Below are 19,393 nucleotides of genomic sequence, written 5' to 3' on the forward strand. Positions count from 1 at the left end.
GCCGCAGAGGGCTCCCCTAGCTCGTCGGGCAGGCGTCGCCGACGAGATTGATGCAACTGCGGTTCGTGTTGCCGTAGGCATCACGAATACCGCCCGGGGCGATGTAGGCCGGGCCGTCGCCGACGGTGGCCTCCCAGTTCAGGCCATCCGGACTTTGCGCGGGCACGGTCCGAATCTGGCCACCGGCTTCCACCGTGGTCACCTCCACCTGCTCGCCCACGCCAGTATCCCGCCAGGGTCGGAAGCTGCAGCGATGGCAGTACTGCTCCTCGACACCACCGGCATAGCGATGCATGTTGCGCTCGTTCCGCAGCCAGGGCATGAGCGACGCATCTCCCGCGGCGACAACCGACCAGGTGTCCGGGTAGTCGATGGGCCCCACCGTGCGCGGGCCGAACTGGTTTGTGGGTTCACGCGTGTTGGCACCGCGCTGGAACGCCTCGTGCACGGTCACCGGGCCCAGGCCGAAGCGGACGATGCCCGCATTGACGGCGGCCTGTTCGGCAGTAATCCCGCCCCAGGGTCGCACCTCGAAGGGATCGCTGGTCAAGGCATAGTCGACCGGGCCACCCAGATCCTGCCGCTGGCCCGCGATCACGAACCGGTAGGTCCCCGCTGGCGTGGCATACGGCCCAAGCGGGCGGCTGCTGTCATTCGCATCGGTGACCGCCACCTCAGAGGCAAACGCCTCATAGCCTGCGGTCCACACCCATTCGAATTGCCCGGCGCGCCAGGCACCGTAGTCGGCCGGATCGGGAATCACCACACCCTGGAAGTCACCGTCGCCCTCGATGTAGGTCCCGCCCAGGAAGTCGACATGCAGCGGCACCTCGCCCTGCTGGTCGCCCACGACGATCCATTGCTCGCCTTCGAGCCGCTCCACCGTCACCGTCGGCATGCCCAGCCAGGTCGCCCCGCCGATCCACTGGACCGTCGCGGCGTCAAAGCGCTCGATGTCCTGCGGCTGCGTCACAATGCTCGGCGTGCCGCCGTCGGTCGGTTGGGTCAGGTCGTAGACCAGACGCACGCCCCGGCCGATTTCACCCAGCGACTGCGCCAGCAGTTCTGCCCGGCCCGATTCGGCCAGATACGCCAGATCGCGCGGTGACGGCATCATGCCCGCCCCACCATTCAGACTGGCGGCCAACCGCGACATGCGCGTGGCCAGGAAGTCCGCGCCATGCGGGCCCAGGCCGGCCAATGCCTTGCGGTAGTGGTCATGCGCCCGGTACTCGCGATACGCCGGCATGTAGCCCCAGTAGTCATTGGCCATGCCCACCGGAATCACCAGTCCATAGCCCTGATCCGGGTGCTCTTCATGCGTGAAGTTGCCGAGAATCTGGGCCGGGTCGGTCGGCTCGGCCTCGGCATGCAGCGGCGTCCACAGGCCGCCGTTCGCATCGGCCCGGATCAACTCGTCATCCCAGCCCGCAGCATTGTTGTGAATCTGCGCCTTCATCACATCAAAGGCCGTGCGTGTGGTGCTCAGCAGGCTGCCATTGCCGCGGCTGGGGTGTGGACACACGGCGGTGTCGGCATCCACCGTGCAACCGACTTCATCGGCACCGTGGACGAAGTCACCATTGGCGCCGGGATCACGCAGCGGGTTGTCACCGGCATAGCCCACATCCCAGTCCCAGCCCGTGTGAATATCGCCGGCCACCTGGTTCAGACGGCTGATGACGTTGAGCGCCGGATCGGTGAACTGCTCGCATGGACAGAAAGTCACGGCGACATCGCCCAGCTTGAAGGCCTGGATCGGCACCGTGGCCTGTTCTTCGACCAGCCCCAGCGTGGTGGCGCTGTAGCTCACCGGCAAGGGCACGCCCAGCTCGGCCAGCTGATCGGCGAGTCCGCCCGTGACGCTGGTCAGCGCCGCATGCACGTCGTCGTAGCTCACCGGCGGCTCCTCTCCGAAGAACTCGGTGAGCGCGTCCTCAAAGGGCTCGACGACCGTGCCCTCAACATCATCGGCCACGTGTTCGCAATCCGGGAAGCCGATCACCGGCACCCCTGGATTGGCGTCGTAATACAAGCGGTCCGCATTGCAGTTCGACACCCCGGGGATGGGCCGCGTCACCGGCGGCGCGAAGCGCTGATAGGCATAGTCGACCACAAAGTCATTGCTGCGGGCGGCGAACTGGTGGGGATCCCAGGGCGTGTCGGTGGCGATCCGCTCCAGCGCCTCCAGCACCGTGTCGGCGGCCTGCAGGGCCGCGCGATGCGCGCCGGCAAACGCGGCCTCCTGATACTCGTGACGCTCGGCCCCATCGTGAGCCCGCTCATCCTTATGCGGCCCGGCGGTGCCGGTCTCGGACTGCGACATCAAATTGATGGCGCCGGTCTCGCGATCCAGCAATCGCATGGTTGCGTGGGTCAGGTCGCCGGAGATCACTTCCTCGCCCCAAACCCATTCGGGGTGCACACCCAGCACCACCCAGTTGATCAGGTTGTCGCCGGTCACGGCATCATCAAAGCGCAGCACGTACAGCTGCCGCGTGGTGTAGTCGTAGGGCTGCCCGGCCGGGGTATTGGGGCTGCGCTGTTCCTGCGAAATCTTGGGCCCGTAGGTATGACCACGGACGTCGTTGGCATACACGGCCGCACCACCCATGGTCACCGGTCGCATGGACTCGGCCGCCTCGACGATGGCATCACGCATCTGCTGCGCCATGTAGTCATAAAAGCGGATGTCGAATACATCCTGGAAGATCCAGGTGCCAAAGGCCGGGGTGGAGTAGAACGGCGAGGCATGTGAATGCGACACCGTCATGGCCAGATTGGCCTCGGTAATACCGGTGGGCGTGCGGCCCTCCAGCACGGCCAGCGCATCGTGCTCGGCCAGCAGTTGCACCAGCCGGCGCCGCATCAGGTCGTTGGGCAGGTACAGGTCGTTGGTCGCAACGGCCACACGCTTGCCATTGCCGCCCTCGACCACCAGCGCCCGTGTGGTGATGCGGTCCGCCAGGGTGTCGGAACTCACCTTGCGCGTCGCGTGCATGTACGGGTCGTAGCCACGCCCGCCGTCCACGCCGGCACCTGTCGCCGCGAACTGACCCGCCGATGGCCCCATGTGCCAGCTGGCATCGACAATGGCCGCGCCGGCCTTGGCCACGCCGTCACCCCCCAGCGGGACATCGGCAATCAACGCACATTCCGGTGCACCGGCCAGCAGAGCTTCACATTGCTGGGCCAGCATGCCCAGCGCTTGTTCCGCGCCCAGCAACAAGGTGCCGGTCAGCAAGTCGAATACTTCGCAGAACTCGCTCGACGGGCTTTGCGCGTCGCATTGCGCCTGCAGTTCCGTCACCGCAGCCTCGGCAGCTTCTGACACATTGCTAGGTGGCGGCGGCGCGGTGGCCGGGGTTTGCCCCGGCGGCAGCAGCTGCACGGTATGCAGGCCGGCCGGCAAGGCAATGTCGATCTCACCGGCAACCCGGCGGGCCTGCCGCTGGCCATTGACCCAGAGATCCACCTCGACGCTCAGCGCCGTGAGCCGCAGCGTCACGTCACCATCGGTCATCACCTGGCCATCGACTGGCTGGCTCAGGTCCAGCGCCATGCGCGTGACATCCAGCGACGCGGCGGTGAGCCCGGTCAGTGTCGCCTCAAAGGCGTTGGCCAGCGGCTCGTCGCCGACCTCAACCCACTCCAGGCCCGACCGCACAAAGGGTGTGCTGTGCCCTGCCGCAAGAATCGGACTGGAAGCCGCCGGTGCATCTGGCCACAGGCCGGTCTGCGGCACGGGCACGATGCTCGCACCCGGCAGCGCCTGCGAGGTCACATCGATCTGGCCCGTGACGGAGGTATCGCGCGGATTGGCCGGATCAACACCCCGCACCACCAGACCGTCGACCCAGTAGGCACCGTCCGGCGCAAAGGCAAAAGTCGCATCCCGTGGATCGGGACGCACCGTATTCAGCGCATCCACCAGCGCCGGCACCAGCTTGTAGGTGACCTGTCGCGGATTCGGGTCGATAGCAAACCGCTGCAGATAGCGCGCACCGTCAACCCATTCGTCAATGGCGGCCTGGGAGAAGTGCTCGTAGCCGATAAAGCGCAGGAAGTCCGAGCGGTAGCCCAGCTCGGTCAGGCGGTCGGCCAGCCGTTCCACGCCCGGGAACGGCACCAGTTCATCGGTGGTGCCGTGATGGATGGACAGCGGGAAGTGGCGGGCATTCTCCAGCAAGCGGAAATTGAGCTGGGCATTGGCATCGCCGTCATTGGCCTCGATAAAGCAGGCGCTGCCGGATTCACCCCCGGCCTCGAAGGTCTGCGTGCACAGGTCCACATCCGGGCCGATCCCGGTCCAGGCACCCTGGGTGGTTGCACCCGAGCTGCTATAGCCGGCCGCGAACAGGTCTGGGTACAGCAGCCCGAACAAATACGTGCCGTAGCCGCCCATGGAATAGCCGCTGAGATATCGGCGGCGGCTGTCCACGTTCAGCGCCAGCGCCTGGGCCAGACCCGTGGCGGCATCAACCGTCGGGGCACGGTCGGACACATCCAACCCTTCGACGTCCATCATGACCTCGAAGACATCCTGATGCGCATCGGTGGTGTACCAGCTCGACGTGCCTCGGCCGCGTGGGGTCACGACGATGTTGCCGACGTCCTCACCCAGTTGGCGGATCAATCGGGGTGTCCAGGCCGCGCCGCTATGGCCCTTGCCGCCGCGATAGTGCAGCCAATACGTGATGGGCGTCGGCGTGCTGCCGTCATAGCCACTGGGGATGTAAAGCCCGTAATGCTGCAGGCGGCCGTTCTCGCCCCCTTCGGTGGAAATATTCGCGCCCGACAGGAATTGACGCTCGTGGTAGCCCACGCCCGGGCGGACCCGTTCGCTCAGCCCCCCGGTCATCGAGGCGACATCGATCAGGTTCACGAAGGCATCGACACGGCCGGCATGCAGCGCCAGCGCCTGATGCTGTTCGTTGTAAACCCCGGCAATGGGCTCGCCGAAGCGATAGGCCACATTGGACGGCCGGCCCTCAGCATCCAGGGTCAGCGCGGTCATGCGCAGCAGCCCATCGACGGCAAGCGCCTCCAGCGGCAGCACGGCTTCAACCGCGTTGTGCTCGGCACTGGCCTGCACGACACCACCCAGCTCCACGGCCTCGCCCGAGGCAATGGACCAGGCCGTGACGCTGCCCTGGCGCAGGCGAACCGCCAGATCGAACTGATCCGTTTGCAGCCCGTGGCCAATACCGGCTCCACGCGGCGCATCATCCTGGGTATCGAATAGCAGCAGCAGATCGGCTGTCGCGGCATCGACCAGATTCACCAGCCGGGCCAACACAAACAACTCGCTGCCGTTGGAGGCCAGCCGCAATTCATGCAGGTCGGTCCCATCGGCCAAGCCGGTCTCGCCGTAGCTGTCGGAGGCCCCCACTGGCTTGGGCACGCCCAACTGATCACCCACTGCCTGTTCCAGCTGATCGATACGGCGTGCGCGATCGTTGATCTCGATCACCGGCCCCAACAAGGCCAGCCGACGAGCGTCGTCGCCGTTGTCCGCGCCCCGGGCGTCGAACAGGTAGTCGGTGTAGACATGCTCGCCCGCCGACCAATGCTGCGTACCCCCCAGATAGCTGGACGCCCCCGCCCAGTCGGACGGGTTGCCATCGACAGTCTTGTGGCTGGGAACGACGGGCGGCAGCGCTTCGGAAACCAGCCCCCCGCGCACCAGCGGGCGCGACAATGCAGGCAGGACATCCGGCACGGCGTCATTAAAGGCTGCGCACAGATCATCGCCCGAGGCATCGCATTGCTCGGCCACCGTGGCCAGCAACAGGGCCAGCGTGTCGCCGCCCAGATGATCAAAGCCGGCATTGAACACGCAGTTCGGTCCGCTCTCGTCGAAACCACATTGCTGGATCGCCGCGGCAAAGCCCTCGACATCCGGTGGCGACAGCGCAAACACGGCGGCACAGAAGGCCTCCGCACCCTCTTCGCTGATCTGGCTGGCCGCGTCCACACAGTCGGCTTCGGTGAAGCCACCCGTGCCCCCGCTGCCTGTGCCCGCGTCACCCGGCAGCACCGGCGGCACGGCCGGGCATTCGGCGCGGCTGGCGACGATCCGCTGGGTATTGGTATCGATCAACCGCCCCTGCTCATGCAGGAAGTGCGATTTCTGACACATGCCGAACGCCGTCCGGCGCGGGTACTGGTGGGGGTCTTCGTCATCGGCCCGTGGCGGCACATTGCCAATGGGCGGCGAGGCCGTCTTGCCCTCGTCGAACTCGATGAATCCGGACTTGTCCGTCCGGCAGGGCGCGACGGCGCAGCCGGGTTCGTCGTAGCGGGCCTCGGCATCGCGGCCGACCAGCGGGATGTCCCAGAACGGCGCGGTATCGGGATCACGCGCGTCGAAGAACGCCTCGCGTGAGGCATAGACGAAAGGCACATCCTCGCCCGGCCGGCGGTGGTACAAATCGCCAACCTGGGTGCCGATGGTCCGCGCCATCACCTGGGCACTCCAGTGCGTCACCTGATGATCCGCAAAGGCCGGGTGCAGCAGCACCTGATTGTCCGGCCCACCCAGCGCCTGGTTATCGGTGATGTGATGGGCGTAGCCGTTGTTCTCGCTGCGATCCCACAGCATTTGGATCAAGGCAAAGCCGAGGTCTCGATCCAGATCGTTGGTGTAGGACAGATACAGTGGCAACGCATACGGAGGCAGCCCGTCAAAGTTGTAGGCCTTGTCAAAATCGACGCTACGCCGTAGCAGCGTCGAATAGTTCATGCCGACCACGCCCAGCACGCCACGGGTAATGTCCTTGGACAAGGCCACCACCGGACCGCCGCTGATGCCGCCCTGGGAGTTGCCGTCGTAAAACACCTCGCGGTTGGAAAACACCGGCTGCCCGGCCTGCTGGAACGCCGGGTGGGCGCCGAATCCGTCCGGATGGCGCAGCGCACGCGCCAGGAACAGGAAGTTCAGCAAACCCTGCTGCGAGGCATCCGGCACGACCTGGAAATTGGACAGGTCCAGCAGCGAGCCCAGCACGTTCACCAGATCGCCGGTGGAAAAGCCGAACAAGTCGACGCCGCAGAACAGGAAATTGTGATCCGAAGAGAATTCCGGCACGCGGTCATAGTTCACTGCCTGATGGCCATCGAGCAGGCCGTGGCCGTAAACGCCGGGCCGCGCAGGGTTGTCCGGCGAGGCATCGGCCGGTATCTGGCAGGTGAAGCGCGTGGTCATCGTACCGGTTGAATCTGGCAGCCCGTCGCCGAAACGCGAGCCCACGGGATCGGCCGGGTTCAGACCATCCGCCGGGTTGTAGAACAAGCGGTTAGGCGGCAGCGAACCGCCATCGGCGATACCCAGCACCTCGGCACAGCCATCGGCAATGTCGGCCTGCGGGAAGCTGTTGCATAGCGCTTCCAGCTGCAGGGACAGATTGTCCACCGGGGCGGGGTCCGTCGGCGTGACATAACTGGGTACGGTCAATGTGCCCTCGATACGCCGAGCAATGCGCCGCGAGCTGCTATCACCGTAGGGCTGCTCGGTCACACGGTCGATGGTGAAGCCCGGCGCCGCACCCAGATCGGTGATGGCGCCGCTGGCGTCCTCAACCTGACCCAGGTGATTGCGGAAGGCGTCGTCACGCATATGCCGCAGCCGGGCAATATTGTTTTCCGTACTGGCGACCGTGAAGTCCCAGGCCAGATACAGCGCCTCGTTACCGGCCGTGGCGATCCCCGCCGACTCCAGCACCGGGAACACGTCGCGGGCCAGTGCATCGCAGCGCTCGGCCACCGGTGGCAGCTGCGTGGCCCGGGCGTCGCGGCAGGTGGCGAACGCGGGCTGGGCGGTGATCGGAGCACCGGCCTGATCAACCAACGACTTCAGCACCACGACATAGCGCTGCCCTTCATCAAAGTTGGTTGCCGGACGGATTAACATCGCCGCCTGCGCACCCGCGGGGTTGGGCGTGCCCTGCCCCGGCAACAGCAGGCCGGCATTGAGGTTGATCTCGGCCCAGACCGGATGCGGCTCGCCCGTCTCGGCATTGAGCACCACCACCGAACTGCCGGCGACATCCAGCGACGCCGGGATATGGCTCAGCGGCGGCGCGCCGGGGATGCTGCCATCGGCGTTCGCGGCGAGATCCGGCACAAACGTGACCAGCATCTGACCTGGCGAGAAGCCGTCATTGCGGTTCCACTCGGTGGGTTCGATGGGCTTGCCCGCGGTGTTGCGCGGCATGGCCAGCACATCAAAATTCACCCGTCGGCCGGTCCCCGCCGCCTGTGGGCTGCCCTCCGGTGCGGTCACGGTGAAATGGTTGCTGGGAAACGGCAGCAGGCAGTGCGCCGGGTCCAGCACATCACAACCGGCCACGGCGGCCTGCAGGGCATCACCGATCAGCATGCTGTCGTCGGGCTCATCGCTGCCCGCGCCCTCGAATACGGCGCACACGCCTTCGGGCAGACCGGCATCGCGGCAGGGTTCAGCCAGCGGGGTATCCGGGTTGAGCAGGCTGCAGAATTCCTCCGGCCCGCCATTGTCCAGACAGGCACCGGCCAGACCGCGCTGCACGTAGTCCATCCGCTGGCCGATGATGTTGAAGATGCAACCCTCGGCCGCCGGGTCGGCCTCGCAGGCCTGCAGATAGGGCGGCACCTGCTCGCTGTTCTCGGCATCGAACAAGGGCAGATAACCCTGTGCGCGCAGCAGCGGCGCCGTCAGCGGCCCCAGCGAGACAAATTCCTCGTAGCCGGTAAACGGCAGGGTGAAGCCATCGTCGCCGCTGGCGTTGATGTAGCTGAACTCCTCCTCGGGCAGGATGTAGCCGAAGGAGTTCTGGGTCAGGCCCAGCAACATCACATGATCGCCGGGCGCGGCCAAGGAGCGGACGAATGCGCCGAACGTGCCGGTTGCCTCTCCGGGCAATGTCACCAGCTCCAGCCCGCTTCCGGTCTCACCCAGACTGACCCGCGACACCAGCGTCTGCGCGGTGGGCGTGACCTGCGGCAGCGTGGTTAGCACCGGGGCGATCTCCGGACCGATGCCGGGAATATCCGCCACCGGCAGCTCCAGGAAATCGTAGTAGCGGTTGAATGCGCCCAGCAGCCCGGCACCGATGAACAAAGGATTGGTCACGGGCAGCAACACGGTTTCATGCCGCACGGTCAGGCCACCATCGATGATGCGGTCCAGCGTGAAGCCTTCGGCATCTGTGGCCATGCCGGCGCCGCGGCTGCGCACCCGGTCGTAGGGTGTCTCGCCGCTGGTCGGCCCAGAGGCCGAGGCATCGGCGATGGGGCCGTTGAAGTACAGGGACACGCTGCCCGGATACTGCTGCTCCAGATGGTCCACCGCACCGAGGATGTAGTCCGGGTGCGGCACACGCGGGTCCTCGTTGATCGAGGTCGGGTGGGCGTTGAACTGCAGCAAGGTGCCCAGCACCTCACCGCTGCGCAGGCCGCGGGCCTTCATCAGCGTGGCCAGGGTGTCGGCGTCTTCCTCGGGGTCGAGCCGGCGAGGCCGCCGGTAGTTGTTCCACTGCGCCATGTCGCCATGGCTGACCTCGAGCTGCGCCGGCTCCAGCCCGGCCATGGCTTCCAGCGCGACCTGGGCAGCCGCCGGGTACAGCGTGTTGCGAATCCAGTCCTGCGGCACACCACCCCACAAGCCTTGCAGATCGGCGCCGGCGTGGCTGTGCGTCTGGCCAAAGAGAATGTTGTCCGCCGCGATGCCCGTGGCCGCGACAACGGCCGCGCGCAGCTCGTTCTGGATCACATTGCCGGCCCCGATGGCGTCGAGCACCAGGAACAACACCTGGGTGCGCGAGTCATCGGCGTTGCGCTGTTCGACGAACAACGCACGAATCCAGGTCTGCTCAGGGCCATGCGGCCCTTCATGGAAACGCTCGGACGCCGGCTCCGTCAGGTTCTCGCCCAGGGCACCAAACGGATCGGGGAAATTCCCGGCCGGGTCGATGCCAAAGCCGCCCAGGTTGAACTTCTGCAGGTGGGTCGCCCCTGCGAATCGCGGCTCTTCGATGCCGTCGATATGCGCCTGGGACGGCACCACCGAGGCTTTGGCTGCGCCGATGCGCAGCTTACCCACGGGAATGTCGTACACACCGACGGTGACGGTATCGGTATCCGATTTGCCACGCGCATCGGTCACCGTCACCTGGAAGACCAGCTCGCTGTCGGCCTCGACTTCCGGTGCGACGAAGTTGGCCACCGCGGAGTCCGCCTCGGTCAACTCGGCCGTGGGCCCGCTGAGCTGGGTCCAGGCGTAGTCGGTGATCTCGTCATCGGCATCGGTACTGGCGGCCGCGCTCAGCACCACGGTCTGGCCTTCGTCGGTTTGCTGATCGGCCCCGGCATCCGCCACCGGCGGCTCGTTGGGCGTTATCGTCACGCTCAGCTCATCGCTGGCCGAGGCGCCCTCGTTGTCGGTCACCACCAGGCGCAGGGTTAGCGTGCTGGGCACGTCGACATCCGGCGCCGTGAACTGCGCCACCGGCTGGTCGGCATCATCGATGGTCAGATCGGCGTCGATCACCGACCAGGCGTACTGCTGAATCGTGCCGTCGCTGTCGGCACTCGCCTGGCCGTCCAGCGTCACCACATCCAGCGCATCGACGGCCTGGTCTTCACCGGCCGCCGCGGTCGGCGCGGCGTTTACCGGCTGCACGTTCACGGTCATCTGATCACTGGCCGTTGCGCCTTCGGCATCGGTCACCGTCACCTCAAACCGCAGGCTTAACACCTCGGTCGTCACCGGCGCGACGAACCGCGCCTGGGCGGTGTCGGCGGCCTCCAATGTCACCGCGGTGCCCGCCTGCTGCTGCCAGGCGAACTGCAACGCATCGCCGTCGGCATCGCTGCTGGCCGAGGCATCCAGTGTCACCTCGGTCTGCTCGTTGACAGTCTGATCATCGCCCGCCGCCGCCACGGGCGGGGCATTACCGGCCCGCACCGTCACCCGCACTTGATCGCGGGCGCTGGCGCCGTCGTTATCGGTCACGGTGAGTTCAAAAACCAGGACTTGCTCGGCCGGCGTATCCGGGGCCACGAACCGGGCCTGCGGGGTGTCGGCATCCACAAGCGTGATCGCGCTGCTGTTGAGCACCTGCCAGGCGTAGCTGACCAGCGCGCCGTCGCTGTCGGCACTGGCGCGACCATCCAGCGTGACGTCCGCTGCCGGGTCGACGGTCTGATCGGCACCTGCATCGGCCGTGGGCACTGCATTCACCGGCGGGTTGCCCGGCACATCACGGACGATGACCGACACCACATCGGCCGAGCGCGCACCCTGGTCGTCGGTGGCGACAACCTGGAACTCCAGCCGCGTATCGGTATTGACCTGCGGCGCGGAGAACGTGGCGTTGGCGGACTGCGCAGCCGTCAGGCTCACAGCCGGGCCGGCGACCTGCGTCCATGCCAGCCCCGTCACGCTGCCATCGCTGTCGGTGGCGCTGGCCGACAAGGTGGCGCTGCTGCCTTCGGACACCTCGGCCGGCGCCTGCGCCGTGACCAGGGGCGGCGTGTTGGGCTCGGGGTCGGCGAGTTCGTCCTGTGTCTGCTGGAAATGCGCAGCCGCCGCCTCGGCGCTGACCAGGCTGCGACTGGTCTTGCGAGCGGCCAGCCCACCCGTGGCTGCGGCAATGAACTCGGCCACGGCCGGGTCAGCTCCGAACTCGTCCAGGGATTGGGCAAAGTCCAGGCTGCGACCCAGCCCCGCCGTGCGGGTTTGCCGGGTCAGCGTGAGTCCGGTGTCGGGATCGGCGTCCGCATCTAGCGTCAGCATCAAGCGAATGATGTTGAGCACGGCCGGCGGATCGGCGAACAGATCCTCGCCTGTGGCACCCGGCACCAGCTCCACCGGCGTGATGACGGCGGCGCCAGGGGCCGAACCCAGCTGGATATCGCCGATGCTGAACTGCACCGACTCGCCCGCGTCGTAATCGAACTGGCCCAGCGCATTGGTCAGCTGCTGCTGCCCCGCGGCGCGTACCTGCAAGCCGGCCACGCGCGCATCGACGAAGACGCCGCTCAGGCGTTCGGGCGGCTGAGTCACGGGCGGATTGTCACCGCTACCGCTGCCACCGCCCCCACAGGCACACACCAAGCTCGTGGCCGCAAGGGCCAGCACGCGACGCATCGTCATGTTGTCGTCTCCCACAACCTGCAGCCTGCAGGTCGCCACACCGGTCGAATCATTAGCGGGGCCCGCTCAGACGACGGGCCACCTTATTGATCGTTCAGTCTGCGCCAATCGATGGGTTCATCACATCGTAAAAATGACTCAAGGCCACAACAGGCCCGACCGGTGGCAGGCGGGGCGCCGACACCGCCGACCCGCACCCAGGCCTTTACGGCGGCTTTACAAAAAGCCGCCAACTTGCCGACGAGCGGCGGGCAAGAACGCGTTTTTTAGCAGCACGTTCAGTCAAAACTTGACACAAGATTCAGCAGAAAACGCCTACCGTCGAAGCATCACAATAAAGTGCGGCGAAGAGACGATTCATGGAGCATCAAGACGACCCAGCCCGACAAGACCGTCGCTCGGATGACCGCTCACCCGGCACCGAGCTATTTCAAACGCTGGTGGATCGCGCCGTTAAGGACGTGCTGCGCCTGGGCTCCGAACTCCCCGTCAGTTGCCCGAAACCCTTGCTGGATATCGTCGAGGCGCTCACAGAACGCATGAAGCTGCGCGCCAGCGACGTCATCGATGCCGTCGAGCGACTGGAAGCGCAGCGTGAGGTCGTGGTCATCAGCACCGCGGTGGGCTGGTCGATTCGCCTGGCGACTTCGGATGAGGCCAGCCGCAACAGCGCGACACCCGGCCCGACCAGCGAATCGCCCTGGCCGCTGATTCGAGAACAACTGGACGCCATGCGCGCCATTGCCGACGACCGCTACTCGCTGGAATTTGCCGAACAGCGACAGGCCGGCAACCACGCCTCGTAAATTGGGGGTTGCGCCGGCGCCGGGCGTCAGTCCGCGAGCGAGGCCAGCCGCCTGAGCAAGGCCACCACGTCCGGGCCGGTCTGGTAGATCCCGAACCCGAAACGCAGGCGGTCACCTCGCACATCGGTCATGACCCCAGCCTCGGCCAGGCGCTGGTGCAGCGTGGCGGCCATCGGCGTGCGAAAGGTCAGAAAATTGCCGCGCGAATGCGGCTCGGGCGGCACCAGCATGTCGCGCGTCAGTCCACCCGCCGGCAGGCCATCGAGCAACTGCTGCTGCAGGGTTTCGACATGCAGATGGATGAGTCCCGGCGTCAGGTGCTGCTGCTCCAACCACCCCTGCACGGCATTGAAGCGGTACAAGGCCGTCGGGTCGAAGGTGGACCCGGCAAAGCGCATGGCATTCGCGGCATAGGCCACGCCCTGCTGGGCACCCGATAATCCGTCGAACCCCGCAAACCAGCCCGTGTTGACCGGCCGCTCGCCCCAGCCAGGGGGGCAGTGCATGAAACAGGCCCCCTCTCCCGCCATGGCGTACTTGTATCCACCGGCCAGGTAGAACGCCCGGTGGGCGATGGTCGAGCAATCCACCTCCATCGCCATGAAGGCGTGGTAGCCATCGATGGCGACAACCGCTTCGGGCGATTGCACGGCGGCCACCGCCGCCGGTAGATCCGGCACCACAAAGCCGGAGTTGAAGAACACCTGCGACAGGTAGACCAGATCGAACGCGCCGGCGGCGGCCTCGGCCCAGCGCGACTGGAAACTGTCGAAGGGGGCCACCGGCACGCGCACCGCCGTGGCCAGGCCCGCTTCCTCCCAGCGCGCCAGCTGACGGGCAAAGGAGTGGAACTCGCTATCGGTGGTCAGCACGCGCATGGGCTGACGCTGCACCGTGCTGGCCAGCCGCAGGACAAACTCATGCAGGTTGGGGGCGAATACCACGCTCTCCGCCGCGGGCAGCTTGAGCAGCCGGGCGATGTGCCGCTGCGCGGTGGGCACTACAGTGTCGAACACCGGCTCCCATTTGGCGTCGATCCAGCGCGCGGCATCATCCCAGGCCTGCAGCTGGGCATCGCGCGCGACATCCGGCCAGGGATGGTGGCTATGGGCGGCAAAGTGCAGCCGCTCGGGGTCGGCCAGAAAACGGGAGAAGGCAGCGGTATACATGCGTTAAGGAAACACGAATCTATTCGCACCGCCAAGTTGCTGCGCGCGCTGCGCAAAGCCGCCCGCGCTCGTGCGACACTGCGGGGCAGACTTCACCGTATGACTGGATGCCGTGAAAACCCTATATCCCGAACTGCCGGCCCGTGTGACCGGCACCCTGCCCCCCGAAGACGGCCACACCGTGTGGTTCGAAGAGTCGGGCAACCCGGACGGAATTCCCGTGGTGTTCGTGCATGGCGGCCCCGGTGGCGGCACCCAGCCGCTGTACCGCCGCTTTTTCGATCCCGACCGCTATCGCATCGTGCTGTTCGACCAGCGCGGCTGCGGTCGGTCCACGCCCCACGCCGAGCTGGAACACAACAACACCTGGGCGCTGGTCAGCGACATGGAGCGACTGCGCGAGCACTTGGACATCAAGGCCTGGGTCGTGTTTGGCGGCTCCTGGGGCTCGACACTGTCGCTGGCCTACTCGCAAAACCATCCCGACCGCTGCCTGGCCATCATTCTGCGCGGCATTTTCCTGCTGCGGCAGCAGGAGCTGGAATGGTTTTATCAGGACGGTGCCAGCCGCATGTTTCCCGATGCCTGGCAGCGTTACTACCACGCCATTCCGGAAGCGGAACGCGATGACCTGCTGCAGGCCTACTACCGCCGCCTGACCCACGACGACCCCGAGGTTCGTATCCCGGCGGCCCGCGCCTGGGCTACCTGGGAGGCCTCGACCAGCAAGCTCATCCCCAGCGATTCGCTGGTGCAGTCTTTTGAGGATGCCAAGTTCGCAGAAGCCTTTGCCCGCATCGAGGCCCACTACTTCGTGCATGGCGGGTTTCTCGACCACCCTGACCAGCTCATCCACAACGTGGAGCGCATCCGCCACATCCCGGGCTTTATCGTCCAGGGCCGTTACGACGTGGTCTGCCCGCCGCAAACGGCCTGGGACCTGCATCGGGCCTGGCCGGAAGCCGAGTTCCACATGGTGCCGGATGCCGGCCATTCGGCCACCGAGCCCGGCATCGTCGACCGACTGGTGGATGCCACCGACCGCACGGCCGATCGCCTGTTCGGGGGCTAAGCCGCCTGCTGCCGGTGGGCCGTTACCAGCGGAACATCGGCAGCGGTGACCAGGGCTTGCGCAGAAAGCGCCGGCCGCCCAATTGCATCAACCGCTTGTGAAAGCCGGCGTTGGCGAAGCGGGCGCGCCCCGCCCGCAGCACCTCGCCGTCGATGCCATAACGCACCAGCCCCAACATGACATCGGCGGAATCCGCCCGCCGGTAGGGCTCGGCCACATCGGCATGCGGGCCGGTATAAGGCCGGAGCTTGTGGTGCCAGACCACCATGGCCACGACTGGATCCACCCAGCCGGGCTCACCCATCTCGACCAGAGCGTCGCGCGCCAGGTCGGCTGAAGGGTCCAGATAATCCAGCGTGCCGTGCGTCCAGATGCCGAGGTCGTGGTAGATCGTGGCCACCGCGGCCTGTCGCATGGCGGTCTCGTCACTGACCAGCGAGTCGAATGCGTGCAGCACACGCGCACAGTGGTTGCGGTAGGCCACCAGATCGGTACCCAGCGCCGCCTGGTATGGCTTCAGCCCGTCGTCCAGCGCGATCAGTGCAAGATCCAGCGGTGTCATACGGCCCTCCCTGGGCGTGGCGTCCATTGGCTGTCGAAACGCATGCCGGCCTGTTGCAGGCGGTGGATGAGCGGCTCGCCAAACGCCATGGCCGGGGTGATCACACCGGCATGGTCCGGCGTCTTATCCAGCAGCACACAAAGCGCGGCCTCACCGAGCATCTTGGCGGTTTCGTCATAACCGGGGTCGCCACCGCTGACCTGCGTGCGCAGCGCCTGCCCCCCGGCATCAGCCAGAAACCGCACCTCAAACCAGCTTCTGGCTCGCCGCTCCGGGCTGGGCCCTTGCCCGGCCGTACGTCGCGATAACAGCCAGCGCCGGGTTGGCGGTATCTGCGCCAGTGCGAAGAGCGTTGTCGCCCCGGCCCCGCCTGCCAGCACCAGCGGCCAGTGCTTGAGCTGCAGATAATGGGCGTAGCGAAAATCCGGTCCGTAGCGGTCCAGTGCCCGGGCCGAACGCCGGATCACCTGCGGGTCGATGGTAGGAAACGGCACCGCCCAGCCGCCGATCTGCGGCTCCCGGCGCAGCCCCGGCGGCAAGGCCCGAACCTGCCGGCCCGAGGGCGCGGGTGAGCGCCCCCGTTGGCGGCGCAGCTGCAGGTAATGCCTGGCCCGCGAGAACGCATGGATGGCCGACTGCCAGGTGCCTCCAGACACATCCATAGACAGCGACACATAGCCGCGAATCCGCAAGGGCACATCCGGCGGGCATTGCAACACGGTATACAGCACGCCCAGATCATGCGGAATGGAATCGAAGCCGCAGCAATTGATGATCTTTGCGCCCGTGTCGCGGGCCACCGCGTCGTAGCGCTGCAGGCACAGCTCGACAAATTCCGGCTCGCCGGTCAGGTCCAGATAATGCGTCCCGGCCTCGGCGCAGGCTTTAACCAGCGGCTCGCCGTAGTGAATGTACGGCCCCACCGTCGTGACCACCGCCCGGGTCGACGCCGCCATGGCGGCCAGCGATTCCGGATTGTTCACATCGGCCTGCACCAGCCCCAGCGACTCGCAGGCGGGCGACAGCTTGGCCAAGCGACGCTTCACATCGGCCAGCTTGCGCACGCTACGCCCGGCCAGCGCCCAGCGCAGCGAGTCCGGCGCATGGCGCGCCAGGTACTCCGCCGTGAGGCCGCCGGTAAACCCGGTGGCACCAAACAGAATCAGGTCATTCATGGGTTGAGGCACGCGGCGGTCCCTGCGGTGTGGCTCGGATCAGATCGCCCAGACTATAGAGCACGCGCAGCCACCCTCGTGCGGCTGCGCAGCCCATCAGCGCTGCAGCGGCTCCGGCGTTGTGGCGACCGAGCTGGGGTCGATGAGAATTTTGGCGTGCTGCTCGGGATCGGCCAGCGCATCAAAGGCCCCGGCCACACCATCCAGCCCCACCACGCCGCTGATCATCGGCTCGCAGGCCACCTTGCCCTCGGCAATCAGATGCAGGGTGTCGCGGTATTCCAGCGGCGTTTGCCCGAAGACAAAGCGCAGGTCGATTTCTTTTTGAATGGCCAAAGCCGGCTCGAATCGATCCACATGCATACACACGCCCACCACCACCACGCGCGACATGATCGGCGCCTGATCGATGATCTGCTGAACAATGCCCGGCACGCCCACGCACTCGAAAATCACCGGCCGCTGGGGCATACCGACACCCAGTGTTTCAACCGCACGCCAGATCAGATGCGACGGAATGGGCAGACGCGCCAGCGCATCCTGGGTATCGACGCCCAGCTTCAGCAGATCCGGTAACTCATGGAAAAACTGATGTTTGCCCCGGTCGGCATAGGGATTGTCTTCAGCCGGGTCCACCACGACATCGGCCCCGCACTGCCGGGCCAGCGCCCGCCGCCCCGGTGAAAAGTCGCTGGCCACCACCGTGGCCACGCCCCGCGCCTTGAGCAGGCAGATCACCGCCAGCCCCACCGGCCCGCAGCCGATCACGACCGCCATATCGCGCTTGCCGATGTCGCTGCGTTGCACCGCATGCAGGCCCACCGACATGGGCTCCGTCAACGCCGCCATATCCGCCGACAGCCCATTGGGCACCGGCAGCAGGGCCGACTCCTGCAACAACATCCGCTCGGCGTACCCACCGGTGGCAATCGGCGATAGCCCGCAGAGGTGGATATCCGACCCCACCCGCAAAAACGGCTGCGCCACGACCCGCGTGCCGACCTTTAATCGCTTGCGCGTACCCGGCCCATGCTCCAGCACCCGCCCGCACAGCTCATGCCCAAACACCAGACGATCCGAGCTCGACGGCACCAAGTGCCCTGCACCCACGCGCCCCAGCAAGCCCTTCATCTCATCGCAGGCATGCCGCAAGTGCAGATCCGACCCGCAAATCCCGCAGCGCTCCACCTCAATCAACACCTGCCCCTTGGCAGGCACCAGCTCGGGTAAATCCTCCACCGTCATCGCGGTGTTCTGGCAAACCACTGCTCGCACGCGTCTCTCCCTTGTTGTGTTGGTACCGCCCCACACTCCCTGCATCGCAGACTACCAACGAGACGACACCAGCACACGGCACCTAGTCATACCCTCAAACACCAGCTGTGTCCGTTTTTTTCCGCAGAACTCGTAGTATGTGATGGAATTTAGGGCACTACGCTGGCTCAAGACGCGTGCTATACGGCATTTGGCCGTAACTCCACGCTCGCCACACCGCAATTGCACGACAACGCCTAGGTGATTCAGTGACTTACAGAGCATTAGCGCTCGTTATACCGCAAGCATCCTGCGTGCTATACGGCATTTTGCAATCCGATGAGCGTTAGAGCGCATGAAGCGCATTCGCACATACCTCTGGTTTTCTCTTTTTCTGGCACTGATCTCTGGTTGGGTTGTCGGTGGCATGTGGAAATTCCAGCACGCGCTACCCACCGCTGATTGGGCCGCAACTGGTGTGCCCTTGTGGGAGCGCTGGCTACAAAAAGCGGAATGGTTCTTGGAAGGTTTCTGGCCGGCGGCACTCGTCGGATTTCTAGCGGGCCCGATCGTCTTTCAGTTAGTGCCTTCGGAAGAATGGATTGCAGCAGACCGTACCGGCAAGAGACGCAGGATGGTTTCAATCACCGGCACCATCTTGCTTTATTTGTTTGCCGGCCTGTTGGCGGCTCATTTCGTTTGGGTGTCGTGGCATGCCCTCTAACATCGCCATGGAGCGAGACGTATTCTCCGCTACGCGCTTCGCGCTCCACTCCAAATATGCCGCTCATGGTGGGCGTTGGGCTTCAAGGCAAAGAGCATGAGTAAGCCGATATACAAGTATGTTGGGCCTGACATACTCGAAAAATCTTTCAGTAACGAGGGAGAGTGTCGCTTCAAATGCTCACTTCCGAAAGACTTCAATGACCCGTATGAGCTGTTTCTGGCCGTCGACTACAATCAGAAGCCCGAACTTCTGGCTTTCTATGCGGAAACAGTGGGGAATCTTCCTCAACGCGCCACCACATGTTTTTCTAAATCACCTTCAGTTATCCCAATGTGGGCGCACTACTTGGATTCAAGAATCAAGTGCAACATGATTGAGATAATCCGCCGTTGCTTGGTCGAAAAGCTCCTGCGGGGTCTGAAAGTCAAAACGTTTTCTTGGCCGGGTGTTCAGCAGCCACGCGACGTCGTTCAGGCGGACCTGGCTCACACC

8 protein-coding genes are annotated in these 19,393 nt (G+C 65.5%); 3 read left to right on the forward strand and 5 right to left on the reverse strand.

The annotated features are described in order from the left end of the window. Nucleotides 1-16: 16 nt before the first annotated feature. Entirely contained in the window at nucleotides 17-12,136 is a 12,120-nt protein-coding gene (locus tag DEH80_RS16540; protein WP_133249300.1) for a PKD domain-containing protein, read from the reverse strand. A 359-nt stretch (nucleotides 12,137-12,495) separates the two neighbouring features. On the opposite strand from DEH80_RS16540, the gene DEH80_RS16545 reads away from it, so the two are divergent. Continuing rightward, nucleotides 12,496-12,942, forward strand: a complete 447-nt coding sequence (locus DEH80_RS16545) for a hypothetical protein (protein ID WP_109721632.1) — start codon at nucleotides 12,496-12,498, stop codon at nucleotides 12,940-12,942. A 26-nt stretch (nucleotides 12,943-12,968) separates the two neighbouring features. Here DEH80_RS16545 and DEH80_RS16550 read toward each other — a convergent pair whose 3' ends face one another. Continuing rightward, nucleotides 12,969-14,111, reverse strand: coding sequence for an aminotransferase class V-fold PLP-dependent enzyme (locus tag DEH80_RS16550; protein ID WP_109721633.1), 1,143 nt, complete (start codon nucleotides 14,109-14,111; stop codon nucleotides 12,969-12,971). Between the two features lie 112 nt (nucleotides 14,112-14,223). On the opposite strand from DEH80_RS16550, the gene pip reads away from it, so the two are divergent. After that, nucleotides 14,224-15,183, forward strand: a complete 960-nt coding sequence (gene pip / locus DEH80_RS16555; RefSeq protein WP_109721634.1) for a prolyl aminopeptidase — start codon at nucleotides 14,224-14,226, stop codon at nucleotides 15,181-15,183. Nucleotides 15,184-15,205: 22 nt separating this feature from the next. Here the strand turns inward: pip and DEH80_RS16560 are convergent, their stop codons facing one another. The 3 genes from DEH80_RS16560 to DEH80_RS16570 form a co-directional block, all read right to left on the reverse strand. After that, on the reverse strand, nucleotides 15,206-15,745 hold the full coding sequence (locus tag DEH80_RS16560; RefSeq protein WP_109721635.1) for a phosphohydrolase: 540 nt from the start codon (nucleotides 15,743-15,745) through the stop codon (nucleotides 15,206-15,208). After that, complete coding sequence (locus DEH80_RS16565) at nucleotides 15,742-16,920, reverse strand: saccharopine dehydrogenase family protein (RefSeq protein ID WP_109721636.1); 1,179 nt, start codon at nucleotides 16,918-16,920, stop codon at nucleotides 15,742-15,744. Before DEH80_RS16565 ends, DEH80_RS16560 begins: the two co-directional genes overlap by 4 nt. Before the next feature lie 96 nt (nucleotides 16,921-17,016). After that, a complete protein-coding gene (locus DEH80_RS16570) occupies nucleotides 17,017-18,195 on the reverse strand; it encodes a zinc-binding dehydrogenase (RefSeq protein WP_109721637.1) in 1,179 nt (392 codons plus the stop codon). A gap of 334 nt (nucleotides 18,196-18,529) precedes the next feature. On the opposite strand from DEH80_RS16570, the gene DEH80_RS16575 reads away from it, so the two are divergent. Continuing rightward, complete coding sequence (locus DEH80_RS16575) at nucleotides 18,530-18,898, forward strand: hypothetical protein (protein ID WP_109721638.1); 369 nt, start codon at nucleotides 18,530-18,532, stop codon at nucleotides 18,896-18,898. Nucleotides 18,899-19,393 lie beyond the last annotated feature (495 nt).

The sequence above is a fragment of the Abyssibacter profundi genome, from assembly GCF_003151135.1.
GTDB classification, from domain to species: Bacteria; Pseudomonadota; Gammaproteobacteria; order Nevskiales; family OUC007; genus Abyssibacter; species Abyssibacter profundi.

What these genes read in the sequence shown, in the direction of transcription:
- DEH80_RS16540 (WP_133249300.1), bottom strand. Translation starts at nt 12,136, where the DNA reads ATGACGATGCGTCGCGTGCTGGCCCTTGCGGCCACGAGCTTGGTGTGT.
- DEH80_RS16545 (WP_109721632.1), top strand. Translation starts at nt 12,496, where the DNA reads ATGGAGCATCAAGACGACCCAGCCCGACAAGACCGTCGCTCGGATGAC.
- DEH80_RS16550 (WP_109721633.1), bottom strand. Translation starts at nt 14,111, where the DNA reads ATGTATACCGCTGCCTTCTCCCGTTTTCTGGCCGACCCCGAGCGGCTG.
- DEH80_RS16560 (WP_109721635.1), bottom strand. Translation starts at nt 15,745, where the DNA reads ATGACACCGCTGGATCTTGCACTGATCGCGCTGGACGACGGGCTGAAG.
- DEH80_RS16565 (WP_109721636.1), bottom strand. Translation starts at nt 16,920, where the DNA reads ATGAATGACCTGATTCTGTTTGGTGCCACCGGGTTTACCGGCGGCCTC.
- DEH80_RS16575 (WP_109721638.1), top strand. Translation starts at nt 18,530, where the DNA reads ATGAAGCGCATTCGCACATACCTCTGGTTTTCTCTTTTTCTGGCACTG.